A 15,029-nucleotide genomic window follows, 5' to 3' on the forward strand; every position below is an offset into this window, starting at 1 on the left:
AAGGCGAGGCCTCCCGGCCTAGGAGGGCAGAAAGCCAGAAATGAAACGATAGGTAAGTGCGAACTAGAGGATGAACGGCAGCTAGAGAGGATAGCTTGGTTCGAGTTGCGGGAAGCAGTGACTCATGGAAGTATAGCTTAGTTCAAACAGAAGGAAGCGCTGGCTATGGAAGTATAAGCTGGCAAGTGTAAAAAGTATAGCCGAAGTAAATGTATGGCTTTTCAAGCCAGTTGGATTGCAAATCCAACATCATAGAAAGGCACGGGTTACAAACCCGCGCCAGCGATGGGGGGTAGCTTGATTTGCAGGAAGCCAGGAAAGTGAAGACAAGTATAGAAGTATGCTTTAGCGAGATGCCCCCAGCGGAAAAGGGAAAAAACAAAAAAGCGGCTGCCCTAACAAGGGCAGCCGCTTTCTACTTTATCAGCAAGTATAAACCTTACAGCTTAAACGTATCGTCGCTCAGGTTCTTGTTTACCTCGATGGTCTGTACCTCCGCTTTAATCGTCTGCGGGCCAACCACTGTTTCAACCACGTACGGGAACTTCACGCCGTTTACCTCCTTGTAGTTACTGTAGGTTTTGGTTTGGGTGATAACACCCTGCGGCGTCTCCAGGCTGTTTACCTCCTTCAGGCGAAGGCCGCTGTCTTTGGCAAAATAATGGGTGGCTTTCTGGCCGTTTGGCTGCTTCACCTCCACCGCGTAAGCCTGGGTGCCGTCTACATCCTCTATGCCGGTTAGCTTCGTTTCGATGCCCAGTTTCTCGTACAGCAGCACCGGGAACAGGTTCGCCTCCAGCTTCTGCGTGGCCAGCTGCTCTTTCGGTATCTCCTGATTCACGCCCTGCATCGGAGCTTCCATTTTACCTTTATCGCCGTTGATGACCACGCGCTGCATCGGGCTGTTGTTCATCAGCACCTGCACAGCAAACTTGTCGTTGCCCTTCTGCTGCTGCTTAAACACCAAGGTCATGCCCTGGATAGTGGCATTGCTCGTGATGCTGATATCCTTTAGCTTCTCGATGTTGGCTTTGCCACCAATCGCTTGGATATAGTCGTTGATCACCTGCTCGGCGGTTAAACCAGCCGGAACGCCCATGGCCGCACGGTCTACTTTCTCGCCTACCGTGTTGTAGTAAGTGATTTGGCTGTCGTCCTTGTCGAACTTCTTCAGCTTATCGGCAATCTCAGAGGCGTTGCCCACGGCCAGCACATACATCTTGTCCGGCTGCACATACTTTCGGGCTACGCGCTGAATGTCCTCTGCCGTTACAGCCTCTACCTTCTTCAGGTAGTTTGAGTAGTAATCAGCTGGCAAACCATAACGTGCCGTGTTGATGGCGTAAACAGCCACCGTAGCCGGGTTCTCCAGGCCGCGGCCATAGCTACCCATGGTGTAGGCCTTGGCATCGCGCAATTCCTCGTCGGTTACACGCTCGTTACGTATCTTGTGCAGCTCGTTCATGAACTCCACCACCGCGCTGTCGGTTACGGCGTTGCGCACGTTGGCGCTGGCGTTAAAGCGGCCCAGAATTTCATCAGAGTTGATAGAGGAGTAGGCACCGTACGTATAGCCGTGCGTTTCGCGCAGGTTCTGGAACAGTCGGGCATCCATGCCACCGCCCAGGATGTTGTTCATCAAAGAGGCAGCCACTGCATCCTCCGCGCCTGGCTTCATGTCCACCGGGTTGGTAAGTATAAGCGAGCTCTGCACCGAGCTTGGGCGATCCACGATTACCACCTGCGTCTGCTCCGGCTGCTGCGGCAGGTCATACTTCACCTCCTGTACATCAGCCTTCTTCCACTTGGCAAACGACTTCTTCAGGAGCTTCTTCATCTCCTTCTCCGTCACGTCGCCCACCACGGCCAGGTAGCCGATGTTTGGTTTGTAATAAGCGTTGTAGTACTGCTGGATGTCCTCCAGCGTAAAGTTATCCACCGTCTGCTCGGTCATCAGCTCGCCGTACGGATGGTCTTTGCCATACAGTACCAGGTTGCGGGTGCGGCTGGCGATGGCATCCGGGTTGTCCTTGGCCTGCGCCAGGCTCGACTTCATCTGCTTTTTAATCTTGTCCAGCTCCTCCTGCGTGAACTTCGGGTTCAGCAGGGCGTCGGTGGTCAGGTCGAGCAGGGTGGGCAGGTGCTTCTTCATAGAGGAAGCCGTGAAGCCGGTAGAGGAGAAGCTCAAATCAGCCCCGATAAAGTCTACCTGCTCGTCGAACTGGTCTTTGGTGCGGTTGGAAGTGCCCGTACGCATCATCTGGCCAGCTGCCTGTACATAACCGGCTTTCTCGCCTTCCAGAATCGGGTCGCGGTCCAGCACCAGCGACATGGATACTACGGGCAGTTTGTGGTTCTCCACCACGTATACTTTCAGGCCGTTTTTCAGGGTGAAGTGCTTATACTCGCCCAGTTCAATTTTAGGGGCCGGGCCCGGAGCCGGAGGGGTGGTTTGCTGCGCCTGCGCCGGCATCACACACAGCAGTGCCAGCGACAGTAAGGCGGTACTATAAAATTTCTTTATCATGATATTTCTAAGATTTTAACCTGACAAAAGATTATGTGACAAAGGACAAAAGACCTTATAGATGTATGGTATATCCTTCGTCTTTTGTCATCAAGTCCTTTGTCCGAATCATCCTTTGTCCAAAATTTCTACTTTTTCGCTTCTGCTGACTTTGGCAGGTAGTGCAGCACCACACGGTTGTTTTTGGTGAGGTACTCCCTGGCTACGCGCTGCACATCTTCCTTGGTCACGTTCAGGTAGCGCTGCAGCTCTGTGTTGATGAGGTTGGCGTCGCCGAAGTATACATGGTAATTGGCCAGGCTCTCGGCACGGCCGGCCACGGTGCGGTTCTGCTGCACAAAGCTGCTCTCTACCTGGTTGCGCAGCTTTTGGAACTCACGGTCTGTGAGCGGCTCTGTTTTCACGCGCTCAATCTCAGCGTCCATGGCTTGCTCCAGGTCAGCCACCTCCACGCCCATGTTGGCAATGGCAAAGGCCATAAACAGGCCCGGGTCCTCGGTCGGGAAAGGGATAGAGGCGGCGGCCACGGCTTTCTGCTGCTTGTCTACCAGCGCCTTGGGCAGGCGGGCACTCTCGCCACCCGAAAGCAGCGTAGTCAGCATCGATAAGGCATAGTAATCATCAGTGCCTTGTGCCGGGATGTGGTAAGCCTGGATAACGGCGGGCAGCTGGATGTTGTCGTACACCGTTTTGCGACGCTCCTCCGTCTGCTTGGGCTCCGTAATGTTAGGGCGCGGAATCTCCTTGGTTCCTTTCGGAATACCCGAGAAGTACTTCTCAATCATTTTCTTGGTGTCTTCTATGTTGATGTCGCCGGCCACCGACAGGGTAGCGTTGTTGGGCACATAGAAGGTCTTGTAGAAGTCGCGGAACTCCTCGATAGTGGCTGCATTCAGGTCCTCGAAAGAGCCGATCGGCATAAAGCGGTACGGGTGCTTGGTATAGGCCAGCGAGAACACGTTCTCGCCCATCGAGCCGTAAGGCTGGTTGTCGATGCGCTCACGCTTCTCCTCCTGCACAACCTTGCGCTGGGTTTCCACGCCCACCTGGTCAATCTTGGCATGTTTCATCCGCTCTGCCTCCAGCCACAGCCCCAACTCTACCTGGTTAGAGGGCAGCAACTCATAATAATACGTGCGGTCGAAGGAGGTATTGGCGTTCAGGGCGCCGCCTGCTTTCTGCACCAATGAGCTATACTCGCCACGGCCGATGTTCTCGGTGCCCTCAAACATCAGGTGCTCAAAGAAGTGTGCAAAGCCGGAGCGGCCCTCCACTTCGTTTTTGGAGCCTACGTGGTATAGCACCGACACCGCTACGTTGGGCGTAGAGTTATCCTGGTGCAGGATAACGTGCAGGCCGTTCGGGAGGGTGTACTCGGTAAACTCAATCTTGTTGCCATTGCTCTGCGCCATTGCCGACAGGCTGGTAACGCACCACAACAGGCAGATGATTAATTTGCTCTTCATGTGTTTTTGTTTGTTTAAAAAAAGGGTGTATCGGGCCAACAGCCCCCTTGCTGCAGCGGTGCCACAACGTCTAAAATTAGTTCAAAAGCCGCTAAGAAACGAATGTGGCAGGGTAACAGACGGCCGCTTTCTACAGATGAGAAGAGGAGAAAGATAAATCCGGTGATTTTATAGACGAAAAAGAGGCAGGCAGAAGAGGGCCGGTAGAAAGGGCAAATGCTACTTGAGTTGCTTTTCCTGTAAGAGCCAGTAAAGGCCTTTTACATTGTTTTGCCACCTTGGTAGCAGCAGTACCAGCACCAGTTCCTCCAGCTCCCCGAGTATAGCCACCGCCATAGCCGCGTAAAACAGCCAGTCGATAAACCCGAACAAAAAGAGGCTAAAGTAGAAGATGCCCAGAAGTATAAAGGAAGTTTTATCGAGGTACGTATGGAAGCTGCTGGGTTTGCCGTAGCGAAGGATGGAAGAGGCAAGCTCCAGAAAGTATAGCCCCACCAGTACACTTAGCAGCACCGCCTGCTCCTCCAGAAAAGCAGGCTTGAAGATAAAAAGGCTGGCCAGCATGAACGGCACCGTGAGCAGGTCGCCATAAGAATCGAGTTGGGCGCCGCGCCGGTTCTCCTGCTTTAGCCGGCGCGCCAGCAAGCCATCCAACACATCGGTAGCCAAGCTTAGCGATAGCAGCACCAAAAAGGGCGTCTGCTGCCTGCTGAGCAGCGTGTACAAGAGCAATGGAACCGCCAGCAGCCGGTAGGCTGATAGCCAATCCTGCAGCCTGTAAGTCTTAAACTTGAACAGAGACTGTGACATGCGCTGAACCTTTAGACTTAGTTCATACGCATTGTGATTAAATAAAGATACTTTAGTACATCCTAGGTAATTCAATACCCTTTATCTTGCGGTACAGGCTCAGGGCCGCCTGGTCGGTGAGGCTGGTCACAAAGTCGCAGATGTGGAGGATGCGCTCGTAATCAGTGGCGGTTTCCTGCAAATGCAGGTAGTGCGGCGGGATGAGGGCAGCCAGCTTGCGGTGGTGCCTCGACTCGGGCTTGAATACCGCTTTGATGCCTGCATCCAGTAAGCCTCCGAGCACCTCAAAACCGGCGGCTTCGATTTCCAGCACCGGGCGGTTCTGGTAAATCAGCCGGATGGACAGGTCCTTTATCTCATCCAGTACAGGTTTGCTGCTTACCTCATTAATGAGCGGCTTATCGTACGTGCCGGCGAGCATCGCCTCCTCGTGCTGCAGGAAGATGGCGGTGGTCTCTTCAATGAGCTTGTTAATGATACGTGCCCGTAGGTAGCCGATTTCCTCTTTCCAATCGAAGAAGGTGAGGCTGGATTTGCGGTTGGGGTCGTCGTTGAGGATCTGGCGAAGCAGGTTCATGCCCTGCTCCTGCGGCACCAGCCCCAGCTTCAGGCCATCCTCAAAATCGATGATGCGGTAGCAGATGTCGTCGGCAGCCTCTACCAGGAAGGCCAGCGGGTGGCGGTGGTAAAACACCTCGCTCTCGTTTCCTTTCTTCAGCAGCCCTAACTCTTGTGCAATGGTATTAAACCAGGCCTTTTCGGTTTGGAAAAAGCCATACTTCTTCTCACTGGTGTTTTTGGTACCGGCCACCTTAGGCAGCGACTCCTTCGGGTACTTGGTAAAGGTAGCCAGCGTGGTGTAGGTCAGGCTGAGGCCACCGGGCAGATTGCAGTGCGCCGGGTACGTATAAGTAAGCACCCGGAAGCCGGCGGCGTTGCCCTCATAGCTCAATAAATCTGCTTTCTCGGCATCTGTCAGGTTTTGCAGGTAGGGCTGCCCCTCATCGCTCTGAAAGTAGGCGGAGATGGCGTCCTCGCCGGAGTGGCCGAAGGGCGGGTTGCCGATGTCGTGGGCCAGGCAGGCGGCAGCCACCACATCCCCGAAATCAGCTTCCTGAATGTTCTTCTCCTCTGCCAGAATAGGGTTTCGCTCAAGTATACTTTTGCCCACGATGCGGCCCAGCGAGCGTCCGACTACCGAGGCTTCCAAGCTGTGCGTCAGGCGGGTGTGTACAAAATCACTCTCGGGCATGGGCATCACCTGCGTCTTGTTCTGCAGCCTCCGGAAGGCCGAGGAAAACACAATCCGGTCGTAGTCGCGCTGGAACTCGCCCCGCACCGACTCATCGGAAGTATACTTTTTATCAGTTGTCTCGAAGCGCTTTTTGGAAAGGAGCTTGTCCCAGGTAAGTATAGTTTCAGGCATGGCAGGCAAGTATAGCACGTATAAATCAGCTCAGCATCAGGCTTACCACCACATTCCCGAGCAGGGCGATGGCCAGGCAGAGCAGGTAAATAAACGAAACAGGTATAAGTTTGAGCAGCGTTTGCAGGTAGCCCTGCTTGTACACGCGCAGCATGGCAAAGTAAACATAAACTGCCGTAACCAGCACCACTGCCGCGAAAATATCCACGCCCTCAGGCAAAAAGAACTTGAGCCCCAGGTATACCGTGAACAGGATAAAGAAGAAAGCGTGCGTGTGGATGGAGAACATGAGGTGCTCCACGTAGTTACGGCGCAGCTTTCTGTAAAAGAGGTAGAGCAGGTATCCGAACAGCGGCATGAGCAGGAACATCAGAAAGGACGTGTTCTTAATCAGTTTTTCGCGCAGCACGTCCCTGTTCACGTCATTGCTCTGGGCCCTGTCTACCAGTGCTTTCAGGCGTTGTGCCGGTATAGGGGCGGGCACCTTTCCCTGCAGCGAGTCCAGCTCGGCCAGCGCTTCCCGCTCCTCGGGCCCCAGCTGCTTCATGGCTTCTTCCTGGTTCAGGCCCACTTGCATGGTGTTGGGGCTAATGGCCAGCATGAAGAAGAACACCAGGCTGATGAACACATACAGCCGGAAAGGCGGCACGTAGGAGGCGCGTTGCCCAAGTATAAACTTCTCGGTCAGCAGGCCGGGCTTAAACAGCAGGTACTTCAGGGTTACCCAGAACTTGGCGTCGTAGTGCAGGGTGCCCTCCAGAAACTCCTCCACCAGGTGCTTTACCGGCACGTTCAGGTCATGGTTTTCCTGGCCGCAGTTGGGGCAGTAGTTGTTTACCTCCTCAAAAGTATAGCCGCAGTTGGGGCACTGGGTAAGCTTGCGTCGTTTCTTTTCCATGGCTCTCTGGCATACTGGTTTATTTTAAAATTTATATTAAAAATATACGGTTTCGCCGTAATGTTCCTCTGCTATGGGAAAGCTGTTCACATGAAAATTCCTGAAAAATCACGCCGCCCTGACATAAGCTGATGTGACAAATTGTAGGGTGGTGGACCATGGTAATGTGCGCTTAAACTCCGGAATCGCATTTCGGACTTTGGATAAATGTTAAAACAAGCGGTTTTCTGATGTAACAAAGGGCCCTTCGAATGCCTTGTGTTACATAAACTATGCATGCACTTTTGTGCTATCGTTCACAGTCTTTCCAAGCTTAGAAAACCCTTAATACTCCAACCAACAAAAGTGGCAGACAGGCCGGGCAGAAATTTCTTCCATGTGCTACACAAAGCACCTGCCTAAGCCAGCGCCAAATCCCTGAAAAGGCAGGCAGCAGTAGTTCCCCCAGACTACAAGCTGCCTGCCTTTTTACTTTTCTACCGGAAGCTGCGCACCCTCTAACACCCCTGCTTTGGCACAACGTATCCTATACGTACCCGTAAATAATAATGGCAAAAGCCAATGTTTTGTGGTATAAGTTTAGTTTTAAAACATAAGTAAAGGAGGTAAGAACTATGGCAAACTTAATGTCCAGGAGAAACAAGGGAAGCATGACGCCTACCCGCTCCGTTTTTTCAGATCTATTCAGCGATGTGGATCGATTCTTCGACACTGACTTCTGGGGTATACCCTCGCGTGTGGGCCCGCAGATGATGGCGAATATGCCCGCTACCAACATCCGCGAGAATGAAAAGGACTTTAGCATTGAGTTGGCCGTGCCAGGTATGAAAAAGGAGGACTTTAACATCGACGTGCACAACAACATGCTCACCATCAGCTGCGAGCGGGAGGAGGATAACAAGGAAGAGGAAGAGAACTTTATGCGCCGTGAGTATAACTACAGTTCCTTTAGCCGCTCTTTCCGGCTGCCAGAGACTGTGAAGGAGCAGGATATAAAGGCCAGCTATAAGGATGGCGTGCTACACGTGATGGTGCCAAAAGGCGGTACCCAGGAAAAACCAGGCCGCAGAATAAAGATTGATTAAAAGAAGCCGATAACAAAGTATAAATGAAAGCGGGCGGCTGGGGTGTATTCCCCGGCCGCCCTGTTTTTGTATCTGCCAAAGCTGCTACAGCACCATGATGCGCTCGGTGCCGTTTCTGCCCCCCTCTTTCCACTTCAGGAAGTATATGCCGGCGGCCAGGCCCTGCAGGTCTATGTTGTAGGCGCTGGTGCCGGAGCTGAAGCTAAGTTGGTAACTTCGCACCTCCTGCCCCCTGGAATCGTAGATCTGCACCGTCATGTTGCCCGATCGGCTTACCAGGTAGCTTAAGGTGAGTTGCGTGTTGCCGCCCCCGATTGGGTTAGGGTAGTAGCGCAGCACCCGCAAATCGGCAGAATTTACCACCACCACCCGGGGCGAGAAGGCAGGGTCGCCGCTGTTGTAGACGACCTCCAGGCGGTAATAAGATTGGTTGCGTAACGGGTCCGGGTCGGTGAAGGTATAATCCAGGTCGTTATTGCTTGGGCCTCTGCCGGCTACCGTGCCCACATTCTCCCAGGTTACACCGTCCTGGCTGCGCTGCACGATGTATTCCCGCACCTGCTGCTCCCCCCGGCTCGTCCAGAGTACCTGTACGGCGTTAGAGGAGTTGAACTGCGCCTCCAGTGTCAGGATTTCAGGAGCCAGGTTACATTCTCCGTTCGGGTTGGGCACCATGGGCGGCTCGTTACAACTGTTCTCACCGGCGCTTTTTTCCATGATCAGGTTGGCACCCCTGATGTCAAGCTGGCTCAGGTCGCGCTCAAGCCGGGAGCTCTCGATGGCATAGAACATCACGGCGCGCTCCAGGTTCACGTGGCCCAGCTGGTGGGCGTGCCCCAGCTCGTGCAATATCACGGTTTCGAAGTCAAACTGGCGAGAGCCGGGCCCGCCGGGGCCGTACTGCCAGTCGATGTCGCTGTTGATCTCCATATCAAACTCCGACACCCAGAACAGCGTGTCGTTGGTGACGCGGCTGGCGCAGCCCTCGTAGCGGCTGATGGTGCGCGCCAGCACCTGCTCCCCCACCGTGGACTGCGAGGCGAACCGCACCACAGAAAAGCCGTCGTCGGCGGCGGTGTTACGGCTGGTGAGCCCGCCTATCGTCCAGTTTATCTGAGACACGCAAACCCACGTATTGACCGCCCTTCTGAACCCTTCCTTGGCGGCCAGGCGGCTTTCCATGCTTTCAGAGTAATAGATGGTGTAGCCGCCGGCCCCGTTCTGGTTGGTAAGTATGGGGCGGAAAGACTTGTTATTGAAATCGATGTTGGAGTAGGCAAACTCTAAGGTAATTGGCTGTAAGGTGGTAAAAGAGCTGCCATCGTTAGTGGTAACCCTTATTGTGCCGGAGCCTGCGGTGCCCTCGTCCTGCATCACCGAAGGAATGTACATGGTAATGCGGGTGTTGCTCCAGGAAATATACTCCGATGGAAGCGGCTTCACGAAGGTCTGGCCACCGTCATCCGCGTTTCTGAACTCCACAAAGCCATTGCCACGGCTGCTGCCAAAGCCTGTGCCGGTTATGGTAAGCACAGTGCCTGTGCCGGCGCTGGCCACCTTCGGCGAGAAGCTGGTAACCACGGGGGCCATCACGCTCTGCTCCTGCTGCTGCGCGTTTTGCGTGGTGGCGGCCTTCAGCCGCTGGTTTTCGGAAACGACGCGGAACTGCTGCCCTGTTCTCTCGCTTACTGCCTTGTAAAGCTCCTGTACGCTGCTATACCTGTCGAACACGCCGTTAGCGGTGCGGTCTGCGATGTTATACCTGACAAAACCCTGCTCGCTGGCGTAGGCGCGGGTGCTTAGGGGCAGGTTGCCGGGGGTGCGCTGCAGCAGCTGCTGGCGCTTGAGGAAGAACAGGCCCTGCTGGCCCCTCTTCAGCTTCAGGGCGGTAGAGAAAACGTGCTTCTTCAGGCCCACGGTACCGCCCTCGGTAATTACCTCCAGCTCCTCGGCCCTTACCTCCCCTTTAAAGGACTTGTATACTTTGATGATGTTGGAAGTATAGATGTTTTCCTGGCGGGCGTCCCAGAAAGACTCCTGCCGGATAACCTCGCCCTCTACCACCATCTCAGCCTGCTGCACCCGCTCCTGCAGCGATACCGGGATCATGTGCTGGGTGTCGGAGGCAAAAGCCGGGACAGAAATGAGCAGAAGAAGCAGCAAAACACGCAAAATACGGTGCCATGCCTGGTGCAGCGGAAACATGTTAGCCATAAAGTTAGGTATGGGTGATGACAGTTTGTAAAACGGCATTTAGGCCAATACGCTACTTACGCAAAATACCCTGTAAAGGGATATATATGCAAGCTGTAAGATATAACCCGCATCCTGTTAAAAAAAGCAAAGCCTGCCTTTTGTCTTCAAAGGCAGGCTTTGTCTGGTTATTTATACGTTAGGCAGGGTGGCTTACTCTTTGTCGGGGTGGAGCCACTTTTTATACTTGTCGTATACTTTCTGCGGCTGCTTTTTGCCGTTGATAAAGAACTCGCCGTTGTTTATCTGGATGTTGAGGTTGCTGCTGTCGCTCTCAATGAGCCCGTCCTTCACCAGTTCCTCCTTCATCTGGCGCATGTTCTCCATGTGCTTCTGGCGGCGTTCGGCCAACTCTTCCCTGCGCACTTCCAGATCGGCGCGGCGCTCCTCCAGTTCGTGCCGGTGCGCTTCCATTTTGGCTCTCATTTCCTCGGTTCTGTGCTTGTCTCGGTTGACCATAATTCTCAGGCTGTCCTGCCCTATACGTCTCACCACAACTTCCTGTTCATACTTCTTCATGGCCTCTCCTACCTCCTTCTCGTAGCGCTTCATTTCCTCCTGATACTGCTTCATCTCGCGCTCATAAGCCTTCTTCTCCTTCTCACTTGCTCCGGCAGGCGGAGCCGGAGGTGCTGGTGGAGCTGGTACAGGCGGTAAAGGCGGCTCAGGGGGAAGCGGTGGCAGCGGCGGCTCTTCATCTCCGTTAAGCCTTCTTATGATCACCCGCTCTTCCCGGATGTTTGGCCGTGGCGTGTTTGCGATGGCCTCGCGCTCCTCCTGCATGAGCACCTCTACCTCCTCGCGTGTGGCTTTAGGGGCATTGTTGGTAGCCTGCAGGCGCTGGTCTATCAGGTCTTTGTACTGGTCTATGTCTTTTTTAGGGATGCGCTTCCCATCCACGTAGAGCTCTTTTACCTTGCCTTTTTTGTTGGTGATGATGACGATGTTGCGGTTGTTACCCTGCCCATCCTGTGCGGTGTAGCTGATAGCTTCGACAGGCTCGGCAGTTTCATCGGTAACTGCGGCTGCTTTATTTTCCGGTTGCTTGAGCTGTTCTGCCACCAGCGGCTTTTTCTCGGCCACCGCCCCCAACGAGAGCGCCAGCATGCCCACCACCAGCACCAGCCCAGCGGCGAAACCTTCGGTAAAGGTCGGCTTTAGCGGTTGCCCCACCAGGCGTTTAATGCGACTCATGAGCGAGCCTTGGCGGCCCGAAAAAGCCACCGCCATACTTGGGGCGGCCGGCATGCGCATGGCCTCCAGCTCGGTCAGGGCGCGGGCGTAGGTGAGGGAGTCGCCGCAAAGGGCCACGGCCATATCATCGCAGCAGTGCTCGCGCTCGGCACGCACCACTCCCGATACCCACCACATCGCCGGGTGGTAAAAGTATAGCATATCCACTACCGACTGCAGCAGGTTCAGCAGGTAATCCTTGCGGAGGATGTGGGCCAGCTCATGGGCAAGTATAGCCTCCACCTGTGCCTGCGTCAGGCCGGTTACTGCGCCGATGGGCAGCAGGATAACCGGCTTGGCCACGCCTATGGCCATCGGCACCTGCACCAGCGCCGACTCAGCCAGCCGCACCGCCTGCGACACGCCCAGGCGCCGGCGCAGGATGTCCAGCTGCTGTTGCCACTGCTGGCCGAGCTCAGAAGTTCTATGGTAACGCAGGCGCCTGCAGTAGGCCAGGCCACCCATAAAGCGCAGCGCCATCAGTGTAAGGCCCAGCAACCACAGCGTTACCAGCAGTGGCAGGTGCTGTTCAAAGTATACTTGCGCCGTTCCGAGTGGGCTGGCCCAGAAAGAGGCTGCTTGCGTGGCTGTAGGTGTTTCTACCACAAGCGCCATACCTTGCGCCACCGCCACATCGGCCTTGCTAAAGTATAGCACAAACGTGCCCACCGACAGCAGCAGCTGCAGCAGCATGGCCCCGCAGGCAATCGCATAGCGGGTTTGGGCTGGGTGGCGCTGCAACAGCACCAATACCAGGCTCAGGAGCAGCGCCACAAAGGCGCCCTGCCACAGCGCGTGCAGCAGTGTCCAGCCCAGGGCGCTTACCAGCCCCCCGGGCAACAGGTTTTCAATCAGGTTCATTTGGCACCTCCTTCCAGTTTATCTAACAGGTCCCGGATTTCATCAAGTTCTTCTTTAGACGTGCGGCTGTTGCCGAGGGCCTGCATCACCAGCTTGCTGGCTGAGCCCCGGAAAGCCGTGTCGAGGAAGCGGCTGAGTAGCTGCTGCTGGGTATCCTCCTCCTGCAGCAGTGGCTTAAAAATGTGCGAGCGGCTCGATTTGTCGGCCTCCAGCATGCCCTTCTCGGTCATCAGCTGCATGATTTTGAGGGTAGTGGTGTAGCCGGCGTCTTTGGTTTGGCTCAGCTCCTCGTGCACAAAGCGGACGGTGCTGGGCCCATACTGCCAAAGCACCTGCAGTATCTCCAGCTCGGCTTCCGTGGGTTTGGGGGTTTGAGATAAGGTCATAAGGTTGAGGGTATTAGGGGGTTCAGTTTTGTTTACTACAAGTATATACGAATAGTTTCGTAATACAAAGTTTTATTTACGATATTTTTCGTAGTTATAGGGAGTGATGGCGGGGAAGGCAGTTTTTTGTGTGAGGAATTGGGGAGTCATAAGGTGTTTAGTTTAAATCTCCCTTCGCAGATGTCTGTTTATACTTCGGCTATGCTTTATACTTTCACTGGTGCAAGCGTCCACTTGTGCCTTCTAATAGCCGCTGCTTCCTTCCACTTGAACCAAGCTATCCTTTCTCTAGCCACTGTTCATCCTCCAGCCTTACATAAGCTACAGTTTCATTTCATACTTGGCTCCCTCCTAGGCCGGGAGGCCTCGCCTTCGGGCATCGCGCTGTCTACATTTCCTTTGCTACCCTTCGGTCGCAATGCCGCCACAGCGGCACCGGAAATCTAGAAGGCGCTCAACCCAAAGGCTGGGAACAGAATCGATAGCCACGGCTGACGGAGCTTCAGCCAAAGTCCCCCTTTGAAGGGGGTAGGGGGATGTTAATCGCCTGCTGGGTTTATACTTTGTAGGGACAGGTCGCGACCTGTCCGCGCGAGAGCCAAGGCTATGAAACTTATACTTCAGCTAAAGCAATTACAGGCTCCCCTCCTTGGCTAAGGAGGGGTTAGGGGTGGTTCGACCCGGTACTGCTGAAGGCTCTTTCGGGTAGAGCTAGAGGCTACATAGCATTGCAGCCTATCCACTGGAGAACAGACAAACTGCCCACCCTCAAAAAGAAAACCGGTCAGTGGCGGATTTATACTTTGCCACTGACCGGTTGCCTATACTTTAGTCTTATACTTTACCAGTTGCTGCTGGCGCCGCCGCCGCCGAAGGAGCCTCCTCCAAAGCCACCGAAGCCGCCGCCGCCACCTCCGAAGCCTCCCCCGCCTCCGAAGATACCACCGCCGGAGCGGAAGGTGCCGAAGCCTCCGGGTATGATAACGGGCCCTCCGAAAGTACGGGCATAGCGCCTGCCTCCTCTGCCGCCGCCTCCGCCGCCCATCTTGGAAAGTATAATCACTACCACAATCACCAGAATAATGAAGAAAAGTATGCCCGGGCCACCGCCGCCCTCCCCAATCTGCGAAGGATCGGCCTGGTAGGCGCCACTGGCCAGCTCAATAATAAGGGTTGTGGCCTGATCGATGCCCTGGTAGAACTGCCCCTGCGAAAAGGCCGGCTTTAAGGTGCGCTCCGTGATGCGCTTGGCAATCGCGTCGGGGATGTACTCCTCCAGTCCGTAACCGGTTTGGATGGTAACAGTGCGCTCGTCCTTCGACACAAGTATAACAATACCGTTGTCATACTTGCCGGCACCCACGCCCCAGCGCTCACCCAGCTCCGCGGCATACTGGTTCGGGTCGTAGCCTCCTGTGGAGGTAACCAGCACCACGGCTATCTGTGTGGAGGTGGTGTCGGCGTAGTTTACCAGTTTCTGCTCCAGGGCCTGCTCCTCCTGCGGGCTAAGCATGTCCGCGTAATCGTTTACGAGGCGGTCAGACTTGGGCGGAAAATCACTGTTTTGCGCAAAGGCAGTCAGGCTCAGGAGGCAGAAGTAAAGAAAAAGGGGAAAGTGCTTCATAAGTATACTTATTCTCCGAAGGAGACGTCGTCGCTTAGTTCATTGGTGTCGGTGTGGCGGTCGTAGGGGAAGTGCGCCTGCAGCTGCTGGCCGGCCATGCGGATACCACGCGCCAGGCCCTCGGCATACTTTTGCTGCTTAAAGTGCTTTATCACTTCGGCCGTAATGTCCTCCCAGAAGTGGTCGGGCACGGAGGCGTTGATGCCCGCATCGCCCAGCACAGCAAACTGATGGTCTTCCAGGGCGATGTAGAATAGTACGCCGTTGCGCTGCTCGGTCTGGTGCATGTGCAGCTCGGCAAATATCTCGGTGGCGCGGTCCAGCACGTCCTTATCGCAGTTGCTCTCCACGTGCACCCGTATCTCACCAGAGGTTTTCTGCTCAGCCTCCTGTATGGCAGCCGTTATGATTTTCTCGTCGGCGGGCGTTATTACGTCTCTAGGCATAGGTTTGATTGTTG

General features: G+C 54.8%; 11 protein-coding genes. 1 reads left to right on the plus strand and 10 read right to left on the minus strand.

Features of this window, described 5'->3' with window-relative positions:
• Positions 1-439: 439 nt before the first annotated feature.
• The 5 genes from C8N40_RS01960 to C8N40_RS01980 form a co-directional block, all read right to left on the minus strand.
• On the minus strand, positions 440-2,527 hold the full coding sequence (locus C8N40_RS01960; RefSeq protein WP_108210110.1) for a M16 family metallopeptidase: 2,088 nt from the start codon (positions 2,525-2,527) through the stop codon (positions 440-442).
• A 128-nt stretch (positions 2,528-2,655) separates the two neighbouring features.
• Positions 2,656-3,993, minus strand: a complete 1,338-nt coding sequence (locus C8N40_RS01965) for a M16 family metallopeptidase (RefSeq protein ID WP_108210111.1) — start codon at positions 3,991-3,993, stop codon at positions 2,656-2,658.
• A 219-nt stretch (positions 3,994-4,212) separates the two neighbouring features.
• Positions 4,213-4,803, minus strand: coding sequence for a CDP-alcohol phosphatidyltransferase family protein (locus tag C8N40_RS01970; RefSeq protein WP_108210112.1), 591 nt, complete (start codon positions 4,801-4,803; stop codon positions 4,213-4,215).
• Between the two features lie 52 nt (positions 4,804-4,855).
• A complete protein-coding gene (gene dgt / locus C8N40_RS01975) occupies positions 4,856-6,229 on the minus strand; it encodes a dGTP triphosphohydrolase (RefSeq protein ID WP_108210113.1) in 1,374 nt (457 codons plus the stop codon).
• A gap of 25 nt (positions 6,230-6,254) precedes the next feature.
• The gene (locus C8N40_RS01980; protein ID WP_108210114.1) at positions 6,255-7,127 is read right to left on the minus strand and encodes a DUF3667 domain-containing protein; all 873 of its coding nucleotides are present in this window, start codon (positions 7,125-7,127) and stop codon (positions 6,255-6,257) included.
• 614 nt (positions 7,128-7,741) lie between these two features.
• Between C8N40_RS01980 and C8N40_RS01985 the strand changes: the two genes are divergently transcribed.
• Positions 7,742-8,212 (plus strand): Hsp20/alpha crystallin family protein, encoded by a 471-nt coding sequence (locus C8N40_RS01985; RefSeq protein WP_108210115.1) that lies wholly within the window; start codon positions 7,742-7,744, stop codon positions 8,210-8,212.
• A gap of 84 nt (positions 8,213-8,296) precedes the next feature.
• On the opposite strand, the gene C8N40_RS01990 is transcribed toward C8N40_RS01985, so the two are convergent.
• From C8N40_RS01990 to C8N40_RS02015, 5 genes are all read right to left on the minus strand, one after another.
• The gene (locus tag C8N40_RS01990) at positions 8,297-10,426 is read right to left on the minus strand and encodes a T9SS type A sorting domain-containing protein (protein WP_108210116.1); all 2,130 of its coding nucleotides are present in this window, start codon (positions 10,424-10,426) and stop codon (positions 8,297-8,299) included.
• Between the two features lie 192 nt (positions 10,427-10,618).
• Positions 10,619-12,559 (minus strand): M56 family metallopeptidase, encoded by a 1,941-nt coding sequence (locus C8N40_RS01995; protein ID WP_108210117.1) that lies wholly within the window; start codon positions 12,557-12,559, stop codon positions 10,619-10,621.
• Complete coding sequence (locus tag C8N40_RS02000; protein ID WP_108210118.1) at positions 12,556-12,945, minus strand: BlaI/MecI/CopY family transcriptional regulator; 390 nt, start codon at positions 12,943-12,945, stop codon at positions 12,556-12,558. The genes C8N40_RS01995 and C8N40_RS02000 overlap by 4 nt, the downstream gene beginning before the upstream one ends.
• An 841-nt stretch (positions 12,946-13,786) precedes the next feature.
• Positions 13,787-14,569 carry a TPM domain-containing protein gene (locus tag C8N40_RS02010; protein ID WP_108210120.1) on the minus strand — a complete coding sequence of 261 codons (783 nt, stop codon included), beginning with the start codon at positions 14,567-14,569 and terminating at the stop codon, positions 13,787-13,789.
• Positions 14,570-14,577: 8 nt separating this feature from the next.
• On the minus strand, positions 14,578-15,015 hold the full coding sequence (locus C8N40_RS02015) for a TPM domain-containing protein (RefSeq protein ID WP_108210121.1): 438 nt from the start codon (positions 15,013-15,015) through the stop codon (positions 14,578-14,580).
• Between the last annotated feature and the right edge of the window lie 14 nt (positions 15,016-15,029).

Source organism: Pontibacter mucosus, assembly GCF_003054055.1.
Lineage (GTDB): Bacteria > Bacteroidota > Bacteroidia > Cytophagales > Hymenobacteraceae > Pontibacter > Pontibacter mucosus.

What these genes read in the sequence shown, in the direction of transcription:
- C8N40_RS02015 (WP_108210121.1), bottom strand. Translation starts at nt 15,015, where the DNA reads ATGCCTAGAGACGTAATAACGCCCGCCGACGAGAAAATCATAACGGCT.
- C8N40_RS01995 (WP_108210117.1), bottom strand. Translation starts at nt 12,559, where the DNA reads ATGAACCTGATTGAAAACCTGTTGCCCGGGGGGCTGGTAAGCGCCCTG.
- C8N40_RS01985 (WP_108210115.1), top strand. Translation starts at nt 7,742, where the DNA reads ATGGCAAACTTAATGTCCAGGAGAAACAAGGGAAGCATGACGCCTACC.
- dgt (WP_108210113.1), bottom strand. Translation starts at nt 6,229, where the DNA reads ATGCCTGAAACTATACTTACCTGGGACAAGCTCCTTTCCAAAAAGCGC.
- C8N40_RS01965 (WP_108210111.1), bottom strand. Translation starts at nt 3,993, where the DNA reads ATGAAGAGCAAATTAATCATCTGCCTGTTGTGGTGCGTTACCAGCCTG.
- C8N40_RS02000 (WP_108210118.1), bottom strand. Translation starts at nt 12,945, where the DNA reads ATGACCTTATCTCAAACCCCCAAACCCACGGAAGCCGAGCTGGAGATA.
- C8N40_RS02010 (WP_108210120.1), bottom strand. Translation starts at nt 14,569, where the DNA reads ATGAAGCACTTTCCCCTTTTTCTTTACTTCTGCCTCCTGAGCCTGACT.
- C8N40_RS01980 (WP_108210114.1), bottom strand. Translation starts at nt 7,127, where the DNA reads ATGGAAAAGAAACGACGCAAGCTTACCCAGTGCCCCAACTGCGGCTAT.
- C8N40_RS01990 (WP_108210116.1), bottom strand. Translation starts at nt 10,426, where the DNA reads ATGGCTAACATGTTTCCGCTGCACCAGGCATGGCACCGTATTTTGCGT.
- C8N40_RS01970 (WP_108210112.1), bottom strand. Translation starts at nt 4,803, where the DNA reads ATGTCACAGTCTCTGTTCAAGTTTAAGACTTACAGGCTGCAGGATTGG.
- C8N40_RS01960 (WP_108210110.1), bottom strand. Translation starts at nt 2,527, where the DNA reads ATGATAAAGAAATTTTATAGTACCGCCTTACTGTCGCTGGCACTGCTG.